Source organism: uncultured Friedmanniella sp., assembly GCF_964244285.1.
GTDB lineage: Bacteria > Actinomycetota > Actinomycetes > Propionibacteriales > Propionibacteriaceae > Microlunatus.
The window spans coordinates 533,614-546,302 of sequence record NZ_CAXTHT010000002.1 but is presented as its reverse complement, the minus strand read 5'-3'; the positions used below and the strand labels follow the sequence as shown (position 1 = coordinate 546,302).

Below are 12,689 nucleotides of genomic sequence, written 5' to 3'. Positions count from 1 at the left end.
CCGACGACTGCTTCGCTCAGACCGGGACGACAGCGACGAGGTGCTCGACGCCGACAAGATCGCCGGCGTTGCGCGTGTAGAGCCGGGCCCCGTGAACGTGAGCGGTGGCCGCGATCAGCAGATCCACCACCCGGGCCCGCGGCCGTCGCCCGACGGCGACGACCGCAGCCGCCAGCTGCCCGTAGCTGACCGCGACGGACTCGTCCACCGGGAGAGCAGCGAAACGACGCTGGAATCCCCACCGGCGCCGGAGCCGCTCGGCCCTCGTGGCCGGGTCGGTCGTCACCAGCACCCCGAAGTGCAGCTCGGCCAGCGAGTCGGCACTGATGGCCAGCCGGCCCTCGAGCCTAGGCTGCTCCGTGGCCAAGAGCACGCTCGTGTCGAGAACGGCCTTCACGCCCGGCCCTGCTCCCGCGGGTCGACGAAATCCCGGTCGAGCTCGTCGCGGTCCTGCACCCACCCCGGATCGGCCGGTCCCCGGAAGACCTCGGCGAGGTCCTCCCACGGCTGCCACTGCGCGGGGCCACCGGCACGAGCCGAGCCGCCGGCCGACCAGCCACCGTGATCTCCACGACCTCACCTGCCTCGACCCGGCGAACGAGGTCGGAGGCGTTCTGGCGCAACTCGTGGAGACCGACCGTGCTCAGGGGCCCAGCGTAGCAATGGTGCTACATCGATCTCGGACTCAGTCGGGGATGTAGTCGAACGCGTCCGGGTTGGGGCCGGTCCGCCCGTCCTCGCCCTGGTCGAGGGCGGTGATCGAGGTCAGGTCAGCGTCGGTGAGCTCGAAGTCGAACAGCTCGAAGTTCTCCTGGATCCGCGACGGTGTCGTGGACTTCGGGAAGATGATGTCGCCGCGCTGGATGTGCCAGCGCAGCACCACCTGGGCCGGGGTGCGGCCCGCGGCCGTGGCGATCCGGGTGATCACCGGGTCGTGCAGCACCCCGCCCTGGGCGATCGGGGACCACGCCTCGGTGGCGATGCCGTGCTCGGCCCCGTAGGCGCGGACCTCGGCGTTGTCGAGGTAGGGGTGCACCTCGACCTGGTTGACCGCGGGCACGACGTCGCTCTCCTGGGCCAGCCGGCGCAGGTGGTGGGGCTGGAAGTTGCTGACGCCGATCGAGCGGGCACGGCCGTCGTGGTAGAACTCCTCGAACGTCTTCCAGGTGGAGACGAAGTCACCGTCGTAGCGCGTCGGCAGCGGCCAGTGGATGAGGAAGAGGTCGACGTAGTCGACGCCGAGGTCGGCCAGTGTCTGGTCGAAGGCGCGCCGGGCGTCCTCCGGTGCGTGGAAGCCGTTGTTCAGCTTGCTGGTGAGGAAGACCTCGCCGCGGTCCAGGCCAGAGCTGCGGAGCGCCTCGCCGACGCCCTTCTCGTTGCCGTACATTTCGGCGGTGTCGATGTGGCGGTAGCCGATCTCGAACGCCTGGCCGACCGCGTCGGCGGTGTCGGCGGGATCGATCTGAAAGACGCCGAACCCCAGCTGCGGGATGGTGCGGCCGTTGTTGAGGGCGATGTCGGGGACCGTGGTCATGAGAGCTCCTAGGGGTGTCCGGTCGTACACGTACGGTGCCGGTAGGCACTCTCCCGACCCTAGGTGGAGCAGTCAGCGGGCTGCACGCGGGGCGAGCTCGACCACCAGGGCCCGGTGGTCGGACAGGCCCAGGTCCGGAGCAGCGCTGCCGATCACGGCGCCGACCGGGCCGCGGGCGAGGATGTGGTCGATCTGCCGGTCCGGTGCCCCGAGGGGGAAGGTCGGGTGTGCGGCGAGGGGCCGGAACCCGGTGACCCGCGCCGGGGCGGCCCCGGCGAGGTTCAGGTCGCCCATCAGCACCACGGGGTCGGCCACGGCGACCAGGCTGCGGCGGATCTGCCGCAGCTGGGTCCGCCCCCAACCGGGCACGTAGGACAGGTGGGTGCTGACCACGACGAGGGGGCCGTCCGGGGTGTCGAGGTGAGCGGTCACCACCGCCCGCGGCTCCTCGACCATCCGGACGACCCGCCGCTGCTGGGACCGGTAGTACGGGAACGCGAACGGGATCCGCGGCAGCTGGGCGACTCGCCAGGACGTGACCGGGTAGCGCGAGAGCAGCGCGATCCCGTACGCGGCCTCGCCCGGGAGGTCGTCCTCGCCGGCGGCGGTCCAGGCGCGGCCCGGCGTCCCGACCAGGGCGGCGGCGAAACGGTAGCTGAGCGCGCCCATCGCCTCGGCCGCCACGGCCGTCAGGTCGGCCAGGTGGGAGCGCGGCTGGTCGCGGTCGACCTCCTGCAGCGCCAGCACGTCCGGGTCCAGCCGCCGGACCGCCTCGGCCAGCCGATCCGGGTCGACCGTCCCGTCGTGCAGGCTGCGCCCGTGCAGGATGTTGAAGGTCGCCAACCGCATGGGTCGACCGTACCCAGATCGCTGCCGCCCACCTGAGACGCACGCCGGGTCACCGTAGGGCTGCAGGCGTGTGAGCCGGCGGACCTGAGATCGTTACGGCCGTCACGCCGCCTTGTTCCGGCTGTAACCAGCCGGAAACCGGCCCGGCCCAACAATGGATGTACGCCGCCGATCCGCATCGGCCCCGTTCTCTCTCTCCGCTCGCTGGGCGCCGCTGCGGAACATGTCGCACGGCACCGCACCGGCCGACCCACCACCCACTGCTGAAGGAGCTCCGCCATGCCCCAGTTCGACGAGACCATCACCGCCAACATCGAGAAGTCGATCAACGAGATCCCGCACCCCTCGCTGCCCAAGGGCTCGAGCATCTACGGCGGGACGAAGATCTTTCCCGACTACCAGGCCTCGGAGGGACAGTCCTACCTGACGCTCGTGCACGGCATCGCCCACGAGTCCTCGGTCAGCTTCGTGGCCGTCCTGCAGGCCACCCGGGCGCTACGCAAGGGCTTCGAGTCGGCGCTCTACTTCTACGGCCCGGGCTCGATCAACTGCCTGTCCACCCGCGGCTTCCCGACCACCGGCGACTCCGCCTTCCCTGGCGAGCAGAACCTGAACGACTCGATCGCCACCTTCATCGGCGAGGGCGGCACCGTCTTCTGCTGCCGCTTCGGCCTGGCCCTGCACGGCGGCCGCGAGGAGGACCTGATCGAGGGCGTCATCCCCTGCCACCCGCTCGACGTGCAGGACGCGGTCATCCACTACGCCAACAAGGGCGCGATCATCAACTCCACCTACATGGTCTGAGCCCGGTCGCGGCCGGAGCGCAGGAGCAACCATGAGCGTGAGCACCCGGGTCGACCTCTCGATCCTGGGCGTGCGCGGCCGGGCCCCCGTGAGCCGGGTCGCCGGCGCCGGGCCCAGCGACGACAAGCACCTGCTGATCGACGGCCTCGGCGCGGCGATCCCGATCAACGACACCAGCCCGTACCTGCTCGAGCGGGACCGGATCACCCTCGACGGCGCCGACATCGGCCTGGACGTCGAGACGATCGACCGACCGCACTTCTACGACCTGACCACGGCCGGCGGCGTCCGCTACGAGCAGATCGCCCGCCTGCACAGCAGCAACGTGCTGGCCACCACGGTCGTGCAGACCTGTGTCCGCTACGCCGAGGACCAGCGCTGCCGGTTCTGCGCGATCGAGGCCTCGCTCGCCGCCGGTGCCACCGTCGCGGTCAAGCGGCCGGCGGAGATCGCCGAGGTCGCGGCGGCAGCCGTCGCCCTGGACGGGGTGACCTCGATGGTGATGACCACCGGCACCTCCGCGGCGAAGGACCGCGGCGCCACCCACCTCGCCCGCTGCGTCCGGGCCGTCAAGGCCGCCGTCCCCTGGCTGCCGATCCAGGTCCAGTGCGAGCCGCCCGGCGACCTCGCCACCATCACGGAGCTGCACGAGGCGGGTGCTGAGTCGATCGGCATCCACGTCGAGTCCCTCGACGACGACGTCCGCCGACGATGGATGCCGGGCAAGTCCAGTGTCACCCTGGCCGAGTACCGCGCAGCGTGGACCGAGGCGGTCCGTGTCTTCGGCCGCAACCAGGTCTCGACGTACCTGCTCGTCGGGCTCGGAGAGGACCCCGACGAACTGGTGGCCGGCGCCGAGGACCTGATCGCCCTGGGCGTCTACCCGTTCGTCGTCCCCTTCAGGCCTCTGGTCGGCACGCTGGCCATGGCCGACGGTGCCCGGGCACCCGAGCCGGCGATGCTCGAGGACGTGACCCGCCGGGTCGCCCGGTCGCTGATCGCCGCCGGCATGACCTCGGCCGGCCAGCGGGCCGGCTGCGCAGCCTGCGGCGCCTGCAGCACCCTCAAGAACGCGGGCGCCTGAGGTGACCTTCGACGTGCCCGTGTTCGATGTGGAGGTGCTGACCCGGCACCGGCCGACCGCGGCGCCCGCCGCGGTCACCGTGGTCCGCGCGGAGTCCGCCAGCGAGCACATTGCCGCCCGTCGGCTGCGGCACGAGACCTTCGTGCTCGAGCAGGGACTGTTCGCCGGCCACGACACCGACGACAGCGACGCCGACGACCGGGCCATCACGCTGCTGGCCCGGGACCCGGCGGGCGAGGTGGTCGGCACCGTCCGGCTGGCTCCCGCCTCCTCTCAGACCGCGGGCCGCGACCTCGGCTGGTGGACCGGTAGCCGGCTCGCCGTGCACCCGGGAGCCCGCGGCCACGCGGCCGGCGTGGGGTCGGCGCTGGTCCGGGCCGCCTGCGCGCACGCGGAGTCCGAGGGCGTGCTGCGCTTCGACGCCTCCGTCCAGGCCCAGAACGCGTCCCTGTTCCGCCGGCTCGGCTGGACCCTACTCGCCGAGGAGGAGCGCTACGGCCGGCCGCACCAGCTGATGACCTGGCCGGTGGACCGCATCGCGCGGCTGGCCGCCCGCACCAAGGCCCCGCTCGGCGCGACCCTGGCGCCGTTCGGGCTCCAGCCGTACGGGCTGGGCGGCGACGGCTTCCGCGGCGACGACGGGGCCCCTGTCCCCGGCATCGACCTGGTCGCGGCGGCCGACGCGATCCTCCCCTCGATGGTCGAGCGAGACCCGGAGTGGGCGGGCTGGTGCGCCGTGCTGGTCAACGTCAACGACCTGGCGGCGATGGGCGCCGAGCCCGTCGGTCTGCTCGACACCTTCGGAGCCCGCGACCGCTCCTTCGCCACCCGGATCGTGAACGGGCTGGCGGCCGCGAGCCGACGTTGGCAGGTGCCGGTGCTGGGCGGCCACACCTCCCTGGGTGTGCCGGCCTCGCTCTCGGTCACCGCGCTGGGCCGGACCTCGACGCCCGTTCCGGCCGGCGGCGGCCGCCCCGGTCACCGGCTCAGCGTGACCACGGACCTGGGCGGGGGCTGGCGCCGGGGCTACCGCGGGCAGCAGTGGGACTCCTCGAGCGACCGCAGCACCGAGGAGCTCCAGACCATGGGCTCGTTCGTCGCCCGGACCGCTCCCGCCGCCGCCAAGGACGTCAGCATGGCCGGCCTGGTCGGCACCCTCGGCATGCTCGCCGAGGCCAGTGGCTGCGGCGCCACCCTCGACGTCGCCGAGGTCCCCCTTCCCACCGGAGCCTCCATGGGCGACTGGCTCACCTGCTTCCCCGGCTTCGCCATGATCACCGCCGACCGCGCCGACGCCGCTCCCGCCCCTGCGGGCCCGGCCGTCTCGCGGTCCTGCGGTGATCTGACCACCACCCCCGGGGTGTCGCTGCGCTGGCCCGACGGCCGCTGCACCGCCGCCCTCTCCCCCGACGTCACAGGACTAGGACCCGCATGACCACGTACACGTTGACCGCCGCCTCCGCCGCCTTCGGCCGCGACCTCGACGAGGCGTACGCCACCATCGCCGGCCTGGTCGCCGACGCGCGCGACGTCGGCTCCGACCTGCTGGTGCTTCCCGAGGCCTGCCTCGGCGGCTACCTGCCCAGCCTCGGCAACGCCTCCGACGACGAGGAGACCCGCGCCCGCCGGTCCCGCAACCTCCCGCCGGCGCTCGAGCTGGACGGGCCCGAGCTCCGCCGGGTCGCCGACCTGGCCGGCGACCTGACCGTGCTGCTCGGCATCAGGGAGTCGGCTGCCGAAGCCGTCACCTACAACACCGCGGTCGCCCTCACCGGCGACGGCGTGCTGGCCACCCACCGCAAGGTGCACCAGCCGCTCGGGGAGAACCTCTGCTACGCCGCCAGCGACTCCTTCGCCGCCTTCGACTCCCCCGTCGGCCGGATCGGCATGCTGATCTGCTACGACAAGGCCTTCCCCGAGGCGTCCCGGACGCTGGCCCTGGACGGCGCCGAGATCATCGCCGCGCTGTCGGCCTGGCCGGCGGCCCGGACCGCCACCGCGGCCAACCTCGAGGACGACCGCTGGAAGAAGCGCTTCGACCTCTACGACCAGGCCCGCGCGCTGGACAACCAGGTGGTCTGGCTGGCCTCCAACCAGTCCGGCACCTTCGGCTCGCTGCGCTTCGTCGGCAACGCCAAGGTCGTCGGCCCGGGCGGGGACGTGCTGGCCGAGACCGGAGTCGGACCCGGGCTGGCCACGGCCACCGTCGACGTCCAGCGCGAGCTGGCCGCCACCCGCGGCGGCATGTACGCCCTGCGCGACCGCCGGCCGAGCGCCTACCGGCTGGACACCGTCCTCGGGGACTACCAGCCCGCGCCCCAGCTGACCGCCGAGCCCTCGTATGCCTGAGCTCACCTTCGTCAGCCGCTGGCCCGACGGGCACCGGCTGGCCAGCTACTCCCCCTCGCTGGTCGTCTCCGAGCACCTGGACGCCGGCGCCTGGTACCCGGTCGCCGACTTCGTCCGCCGCTCAGGCGAGGCCCTGCGGACGGCGAGTGCTCGCGTCGAGGCCCGCTACGGCTTCCCCTGTGGCCGGGCCGCCGCCTCGCTGGCCGAGATCGAGGCGGTCGCCGCCCGCTACCCCGGCGGCGAGGTCCTGGTCGAGCGGCTCACGCCCCGGCGGGGTGCCGCGTGAGCGCGTCCGGGAGGGTCGCCGCCGCGCTGCACGGCCGGCACGTCTCCGTCGTCGTGGTGGGAGCCGGCCAGGCCGGACTCGCGGCCAGCTGGCACCTGCGTCAACAGGGTGTCGAGCACGTCGTGCTGGAACGGCAGACCGCGGCCCACGAGTGGTCGGACAGCCGCTGGGACAACTTCACCCTGGTCACGCCCAACTGGCAGTGCCGGCTGCCGGGCCACCCCTACCCCGGGGACGACCCGGACGGCTTCATGACCCGCGACCAGGTGGTGGCCTACCTCGCCGACTACGTCGCCCGCGTCGACGCGCCGCTCTACGAGCACACCACCGTCACCTCGCTGCGGCAGGGCCGGGACGGAGGGTTCGTGGTCTCCGTCAGCTCCTCGAAGGGCCAGCGGGCCGTGCTCAGCGCCGACCACGTCATCGTGGCCACCGGCGGCTACCACGACCCCAGGATCCCGCGGCTGGCCGAGCGGCTGCCGGCCGACATCGTTCAGCTGCACTCCTCGCGGTACCGCAGCGCGGCGGCCCTGCCCGAGGGCGCGGTGCTGGTGGTGGGTACCGGCCAGTCCGGCGCCCAGATTGCCGAGGACCTGCACCTGGAGGGGCGGCAGGTCCACCTCGTCGTCGGCTCGGCCCCGCGCTGCGCCCGCTTCTACCGGGGTCGGGACTGCGTGGCCTGGCTGGAGGAGATGGGCACCTACGACGTCGCCGTGGAGAACCAGCCCGGCGGGCTGGCCGCGCGGGAGAAGACCAACCACTACCTGACCGGCCGCGACGGCGGCCGCGACATCGACCTGCGCGCCTTCGCGCTGGAGGGGATGCGGCTCCACGGTCGGCTGACCGGCGGCGAGGGCGGCCGCCTGCAGCTCGCCCCCACGCTGGAGGCCTCCCTCGACGCGGCCGACGCGGTGGCCGACTCCATCAAGGACGCGATCGACGCCCACATCGACCGGCACCGGATCGCCGCGCCGACCGAGGCCCGGTACACCCCCGTGTGGCGGCCCGAGGTCGAGTCCACCGAGCTCGACCTGACCGTCGAGGGCGTCACCTCGGTCGTCTGGGCGGTGGGCTTCACCAGCAACTTCCGCTGGCTGGGCGTCCCCGTCTTCGACGGCGAGGGCCAGCCCTGCCACCAGCGCGGGGTGACGGCAGTCGACGGGCTGTACTTCCTGGGCCTGCCCTGGCTCCACACCTGGGGCTCGGGCCGCTTCGCCAGCGTGCAGCGGGACGCGGCCCATGTTGTCGACCACCTCGTCCAGCGTCGCGCCGACCCTCGTGCGCCCAGTGCCGAGCGGGAGCCCGTCCTGGCGGCCGGCGCCTCCCTACCCTGAGGCATGGTTGTGTTCGTCTGTCGCGCTCCGCGCTCCGCGGTCCTGGCCTCCGCCAGATCTCGCTCGTTCGTCCCGGTTCCGGGTGACGCAGTCCGGCGTCGTTCCAGGCGAGCGCGTCATCCGGAACCGCTCCTCACTCCCGAGAGGCTCCGCCCATGCCCATCACCAGGATCGGGGCCGTCGCGGCCCACTTCGGCCGCGACGTGGAGCGGACGATGGCCAAGCTGGCCGGGATCGTCGAGAGCGCCCGCCGGGACGGGCTGGACCTGCTGGTGCTGCCCGGCGCGACAGTCGGGGGGTACATCCCCGACCTGCGCCACCCCGGGCTCGACGACCTGCCGCCGAGCTTCGGCCTCGAGTCGGCGATGGTGGCCGACCTGGTCCGGCTGGCCGGGTCGATGACCCTGTGCGTCGGCTTCTGCGAGGCTGCCGACGGACTGCGCTACAACGCGGCCGTCTGCGTCAGCGGGGACGGCGTGCTGGGGCACCACCGTAAGGTGCACCAGCCGGCCGGGGAGCACTTCGCCTACGCGGCCGGGGACTCCTTCGCCGCCTTCGACTCCCCCGTCGGCCGGATCGGCCTGCTGATCGACTACGACCTCACGTTCCCCGAAGCCGCCCGCACCCTCGCTCTCGACGGCGCCCGGATCATCGCCGCCCTCTCGGCCTGGCCGGCCAGCGTCACCAACCGCGCCGCCCGGATCACCGAGGACCGGCAGTCGCGGCTGTTCGACCTCTACGACGCCGCCCGGGCCGCGGAGAACCAGGTGGTGCTGGCCTCGGCCAACCAGACCGGGGTCTACGGCGACCTGCGCTTCCTCGGCCAGGCCAAGGTGGTCGGCCCCGGCGGCGACGTGCTGTCGCGGACCTGGTCCAAGGGCGCGCTGGCCCGGGCCGACCTGGACGTCGAGGCGGAGATCGAGCGCGCCCGCCGGGTACTGCACCACCTGGCCGAGCGCCGTCCGGCCGCCTACGCGCTCCAGCCCGACCCGGCCGCCCACCGGTGAGCCCCCGGTCGCCGGCCACGGATGCGTTGAGGGTCGCGCTCCTCACCTACTCGACGAAGCCCCGCGGCGGGGTGGTGCACACGCTCGCGCTCGCCGAGGCCCTGGCCGAGCTGGGGGCCGAGGTGACGGTCTGGACGCTCGGACGCGGCGGGGACGCCGCCTTCTTCCGGCCGGTGGCCGAGGCGGTGACCGTCCGGGTGGTCGACTTCCCCGGCGTCGAGGGCGAGGACGTAGGGGACCGGATCCTGCGCTCGATTTCGGTGCTCGGGGCCGGCTTCGCTCCGGAGCGGAGCTCCTACGACGTGGTGCACGCCCAGGACTGCATCAGCGCGAACGCCGCCGGACCCTGCATCCGGACCATCCACCACCTCGACACCTTCACCACCCCCGAGCTCGCCGCCTGCCATGAGCGGGCGGTCGTCGAGCCGTTCGCCCGGATCTGCGTGTCCGCCGCCGTCGCCCGGGAGGTCGAGCAGGGCTGGGGACTACGGCCGACCGTGATCGGGAACGGGGTGGAGGCGCAGCGGTTCAACGCCGCGGCCGCTGACCAGGGCGGCCAGGCGGCGTGGCGGGCCGAGATCGGGGCTGCGTACCTCTTGGCCGTCGGAGGGATCGAGCCCCGCAAGGGCACGATCGACCTGTTGGAGGCGTACGCGCTCGTCCGGCCGGGCGCGCCCGAGCTGCGGCTGGTGGTCGCCGGTGGCGAGACGCTGTTCGACTACCGGGGGTACCGGGACGCGTTCGAGGCGCGCGCGGTCGAGCTGGGCGTCGCCCCGCAGGTGCTGGGCCCGGTCGACCACGAGCGGCTGCCCGCCCTGGTCGCGGGCTGCGCGGCACTGGGCTTCGTCTCCACGAAGGAAGGCTTCGGGCTGGCGGCGATGGAGGCTCTGGCCGCCGGGGTCCCGGTGGTGGCCCGCGACCTGCCCGTGCTGACCGAGGTCTTCGGACCGCACGTCCGCTACGGCCGCGACCCTGCCGGCATCGCCGCCGCCCTGCGGACCGCCCTGGCCGAGGGACCGCTACCGGGCGGCGCGGCCTTTGCCGCCCGCCACACCTGGCGAGCCGCGGCCAAGGCTCATCTGGACTTCTACCCCCGCGCCCTGAGCTTGTCGAAGGCCTCGAAGAGGTTGCGCTAGGTCTTCCCGACGGCCAGCGCAACCCCTGCGGGGCCTTACCCGACGGCCAGCGCAACCCCTTCGGGGCCTTCGACAAGCTCAGGGCGCGTCTCCAGCCTGTCCTTCGACAAGCGCAGGGCGTGTCACACGTCCTTGACGCGTTCTTGACGCCGACGGCCGGGCTCTCGACGCCGGCCACGGGTACCGTTTTCGACTGCACCCGAACGGCTGACCGGCACAGGAGCACCATGACCACCACGGCCCGCGAGGGCGCCACCGCGATCGGGCCCGCCGCCCCCCGGCGCAGCCCCGTCCGGGCCTGGCTGCTCGAGGGCCTGGCCGACCGCTCCCGCGGTCACCCCGGTCCGCACGCCCACCCCGAGTCCACCGAGAAGACGCACTCGTGGTGGCGGGTGATGTGCCTGACGGGAGTCGACTACTTCTCCACCCTGGGCTACCAGCCCGGCATCGCCGCGCTCGCCGCCGGCGCCGTCTCACCGATCGCGACCCTCGTACTGGTGGCGCTGACCCTGCTGGGTGCGCTGCCGGTCTACCGACGCGTCGCGGAGGAGAGCCCCCGCGGCGAGGGCTCGATCGCCATGCTGGAGCACCTGCTGTCGTTCTGGGGCGGCAAGGTCTTCGTGCTGGTGCTGCTGGGCTTCGCCGCGACCGACTTCATCATCACCATGACGCTGTCGGCGGCCGACGCGTCGGCCCACCTGGCCCAGAACCCCCGCCTCAGCAGCATCTTCGAGGGCCACGAGCTGGCCATCACGCTGGCACTGCTGGCGCTGCTGGGTGCGGTGTTCCTCAAGGGCTTCAGCGAGGCGATCGGCATCGCCGTCGCCCTGGTGGCGGTCTACCTGAGCCTCAACGTGGTGGTCATCGGCGTCGGCCTGTACCGGCTGGTCACCGTGCCGCACCACTTCGCCGACTGGCAGACGGCACTGACCACAGCCCACTCGAACCCCCTCATGGTCGTGGTCGTCGCCCTGGTCGTGTTCCCCAAGCTGGCCCTCGGCCTGTCCGGCTTCGAGACCGGCGTCGCGGTGATGCCGCACATCGACGGCGCTCCCGACGACGACCCGGTCAAGCCCGCGTTCCGCATCCGCGGGGCCAAGCGGCTGCTGACCGCCGCTGCCCTCACCATGAGCGTCTTCCTCGTCACCTCGAGCCTGGTCACCACGCTGCTGATCCCGGCAGCGGACTTCCAACCCGGCGGGCCCGCCAACGGGCGCGCCCTGGCCTACCTGGCGCACGAGTACCTGGGCAGCATCTTCGGCAGCGTCTACGACGCCTCGACCATCGCGATCCTGTGGTTCGCCGGTGCCTCGGCCATGGCCGGGCTGCTCAACCTGATCCCGCGCTACCTGCCCCGGTACGGGATGGCCCCGCACTGGACCCGTGCCGTCCGGCCGCTGGTCCTGGTGCTGATGACGGCCGCCTTCATCATCACGATCATCTTCGACGCCGACGTCGACGCCCAGGGCGGCGCGTACGCGACCGGGGTGCTGGTGCTGATCACCTCGGCCTCCATCGCCGTGACGCTGGCCGCGCGACGGGCGGGTCAGCGGTTCCAGACCGTCGCGTTCGCCGTGGTCTCGCTGATCTTCGTCTACACCACCGGCGCGAACGTGGTGGAGCGGCCGGACGGGGTGAAGATCGCCGCGGTGTTCATCGCCGCGATCCTCGCCGTCTCCCTCATCTCCCGACTGTCCCGGGCCTTCGAGCTGCGGGTGGACGAGGTCGTGCTCGACCCGACGGCCGAGCGCTTCGTCCGCGACTGCGCCCGCCGGACCATCCGGATCGTGCCGAACGAGCCCGACCTGCGCGACCGGGCCGAGTACAGCGACAAACTGCGCCAGGTGCTCCGCGACAACGACCTCACCGATGAGTCCGACGTGCTCTTCGTCGAGCTCACCGTGGCCGACGCCTCCGACTTCGAGACGACGCTGGAGGTACGCGGGGAGGTGATGCACGGCCGTTACCGCGTCCTCACCGCCACCAGCTCCACCGTGCCGAACGCCCTCGCCGCCCTGCTGCTGGACATCCGGGACCGAACCGGCCGCCAGCCCCACATCTACTTCGAGTGGACCGAGGGCAGCCCGCTGACCAACCTGACCCGTTTCCTGCTCTTCGGCAGCGGCGAGGTCGCCCCGGTCACCCGGGAGGTGCTCCGCCAGGCCGAGCCCGACCGCGACCGCCGCCCCCACGTCCACGTGGGCTGAGGAGGCCTGAGGGGGCTGGCCCATCTCCGGCTGTCAGGCCGAGAAGTCGGACCTGACGGCCAGGGATGGGGCGCCGCCGTGCTGAGGAGGAGGCGGTGA

The 12,689-nt window shown here is 72.9% G+C and carries 13 protein-coding genes; 9 read left to right on the top strand and 4 right to left on the bottom strand.

What is annotated here, in order from left to right; all coding sequences use genetic code 11:
* Positions 1 to 16: 16 nt before the first annotated feature.
* From ACFE7W_RS06890 to ACFE7W_RS06875, 4 genes are all read right to left on the bottom strand, one after another.
* Complete coding sequence (locus ACFE7W_RS06890; protein WP_375424007.1) at positions 17 to 397, bottom strand: type II toxin-antitoxin system VapC family toxin; 381 nt, start codon at positions 395 to 397, stop codon at positions 17 to 19.
* Complete coding sequence (locus ACFE7W_RS06885; protein ID WP_375424006.1) at positions 348 to 623, bottom strand: type II toxin-antitoxin system Phd/YefM family antitoxin; 276 nt, start codon at positions 621 to 623, stop codon at positions 348 to 350. Before ACFE7W_RS06885 ends, ACFE7W_RS06890 begins: the two co-directional genes overlap by 50 nt.
* 62 nt (positions 624 to 685) lie before the next feature.
* Positions 686 to 1,534, bottom strand: a complete 849-nt coding sequence (locus ACFE7W_RS06880; RefSeq protein WP_375424005.1) for an aldo/keto reductase — start codon at positions 1,532 to 1,534, stop codon at positions 686 to 688.
* Positions 1,535 to 1,606: 72 nt separating this feature from the next.
* Positions 1,607 to 2,383 (bottom strand): endonuclease/exonuclease/phosphatase family protein, encoded by a 777-nt coding sequence (locus ACFE7W_RS06875; RefSeq protein ID WP_375424004.1) that lies wholly within the window; start codon positions 2,381 to 2,383, stop codon positions 1,607 to 1,609.
* Positions 2,384 to 2,662: 279 nt separating this feature from the next.
* On the opposite strand from ACFE7W_RS06875, the gene ACFE7W_RS06870 reads away from it, so the two are divergent.
* The 9 genes from ACFE7W_RS06870 (at position 2,663) to ACFE7W_RS06830 (ending at position 12,590) form a co-directional block, all read left to right on the top strand.
* The gene (locus tag ACFE7W_RS06870; protein ID WP_375424003.1) at positions 2,663 to 3,187 is read left to right on the top strand and encodes an MSMEG_0572/Sll0783 family nitrogen starvation response protein; all 525 of its coding nucleotides are present in this window, start codon (positions 2,663 to 2,665) and stop codon (positions 3,185 to 3,187) included.
* A gap of 31 nt (positions 3,188 to 3,218) precedes the next feature.
* The gene (locus tag ACFE7W_RS06865; RefSeq protein WP_375424002.1) at positions 3,219 to 4,271 is read left to right on the top strand and encodes an MSMEG_0568 family radical SAM protein; all 1,053 of its coding nucleotides are present in this window, start codon (positions 3,219 to 3,221) and stop codon (positions 4,269 to 4,271) included.
* Positions 4,272 to 4,284: 13 nt separating this feature from the next.
* Positions 4,285 to 5,706 (top strand): MSMEG_0567/sll0787 family protein, encoded by a 1,422-nt coding sequence (locus ACFE7W_RS06860; protein ID WP_375424001.1) that lies wholly within the window; start codon positions 4,285 to 4,287, stop codon positions 5,704 to 5,706.
* Positions 5,703 to 6,620, top strand: coding sequence for a carbon-nitrogen hydrolase family protein (locus tag ACFE7W_RS06855; protein ID WP_375424000.1), 918 nt, complete (start codon positions 5,703 to 5,705; stop codon positions 6,618 to 6,620). The genes ACFE7W_RS06860 and ACFE7W_RS06855 overlap by 4 nt, the downstream gene beginning before the upstream one ends.
* The gene (locus tag ACFE7W_RS06850) at positions 6,613 to 6,906 is read left to right on the top strand and encodes an MSMEG_0570 family nitrogen starvation response protein (RefSeq protein ID WP_375423999.1); all 294 of its coding nucleotides are present in this window, start codon (positions 6,613 to 6,615) and stop codon (positions 6,904 to 6,906) included. Before ACFE7W_RS06855 ends, ACFE7W_RS06850 begins: the two co-directional genes overlap by 8 nt.
* On the top strand, positions 6,903 to 8,240 hold the full coding sequence (locus ACFE7W_RS06845; RefSeq protein WP_375423998.1) for an MSMEG_0569 family flavin-dependent oxidoreductase: 1,338 nt from the start codon (positions 6,903 to 6,905) through the stop codon (positions 8,238 to 8,240). The genes ACFE7W_RS06850 and ACFE7W_RS06845 overlap by 4 nt, the downstream gene beginning before the upstream one ends.
* A 155-nt stretch (positions 8,241 to 8,395) precedes the next feature.
* Positions 8,396 to 9,247 (top strand): carbon-nitrogen hydrolase family protein, encoded by an 852-nt coding sequence (locus tag ACFE7W_RS06840; RefSeq protein ID WP_375423997.1) that lies wholly within the window; start codon positions 8,396 to 8,398, stop codon positions 9,245 to 9,247.
* Positions 9,248 to 9,273: 26 nt separating this feature from the next.
* Positions 9,274 to 10,383, top strand: coding sequence for an MSMEG_0565 family glycosyltransferase (locus ACFE7W_RS06835; protein ID WP_375423996.1), 1,110 nt, complete (start codon positions 9,274 to 9,276; stop codon positions 10,381 to 10,383).
* Positions 10,384 to 10,610: 227 nt separating this feature from the next.
* A complete protein-coding gene (locus ACFE7W_RS06830) occupies positions 10,611 to 12,590 on the top strand; it encodes an amino acid transporter (protein WP_375423995.1) in 1,980 nt (659 codons plus the stop codon).
* The last annotated feature ends 99 nt before the right edge of the window (positions 12,591 to 12,689 follow it).

Bases quoted from the DNA above. Each gene is read 5' to 3' on its own strand.
- ACFE7W_RS06880 (WP_375424005.1), bottom strand. From the start codon at position 1,534: ATGACCACGGTCCCCGACATCGCCCTCAACAACGGCCGCACCATCCCG.
- ACFE7W_RS06875 (WP_375424004.1), bottom strand. From the start codon at position 2,383: ATGCGGTTGGCGACCTTCAACATCCTGCACGGGCGCAGCCTGCACGAC.
- ACFE7W_RS06870 (WP_375424003.1), top strand. From the start codon at position 2,663: ATGCCCCAGTTCGACGAGACCATCACCGCCAACATCGAGAAGTCGATC.
- ACFE7W_RS06865 (WP_375424002.1), top strand. From the start codon at position 3,219: ATGAGCGTGAGCACCCGGGTCGACCTCTCGATCCTGGGCGTGCGCGGC.
- ACFE7W_RS06855 (WP_375424000.1), top strand. From the start codon at position 5,703: ATGACCACGTACACGTTGACCGCCGCCTCCGCCGCCTTCGGCCGCGAC.
- ACFE7W_RS06850 (WP_375423999.1), top strand. From the start codon at position 6,613: ATGCCTGAGCTCACCTTCGTCAGCCGCTGGCCCGACGGGCACCGGCTG.
- ACFE7W_RS06840 (WP_375423997.1), top strand. From the start codon at position 8,396: ATGCCCATCACCAGGATCGGGGCCGTCGCGGCCCACTTCGGCCGCGAC.
- ACFE7W_RS06830 (WP_375423995.1), top strand. From the start codon at position 10,611: ATGACCACCACGGCCCGCGAGGGCGCCACCGCGATCGGGCCCGCCGCC.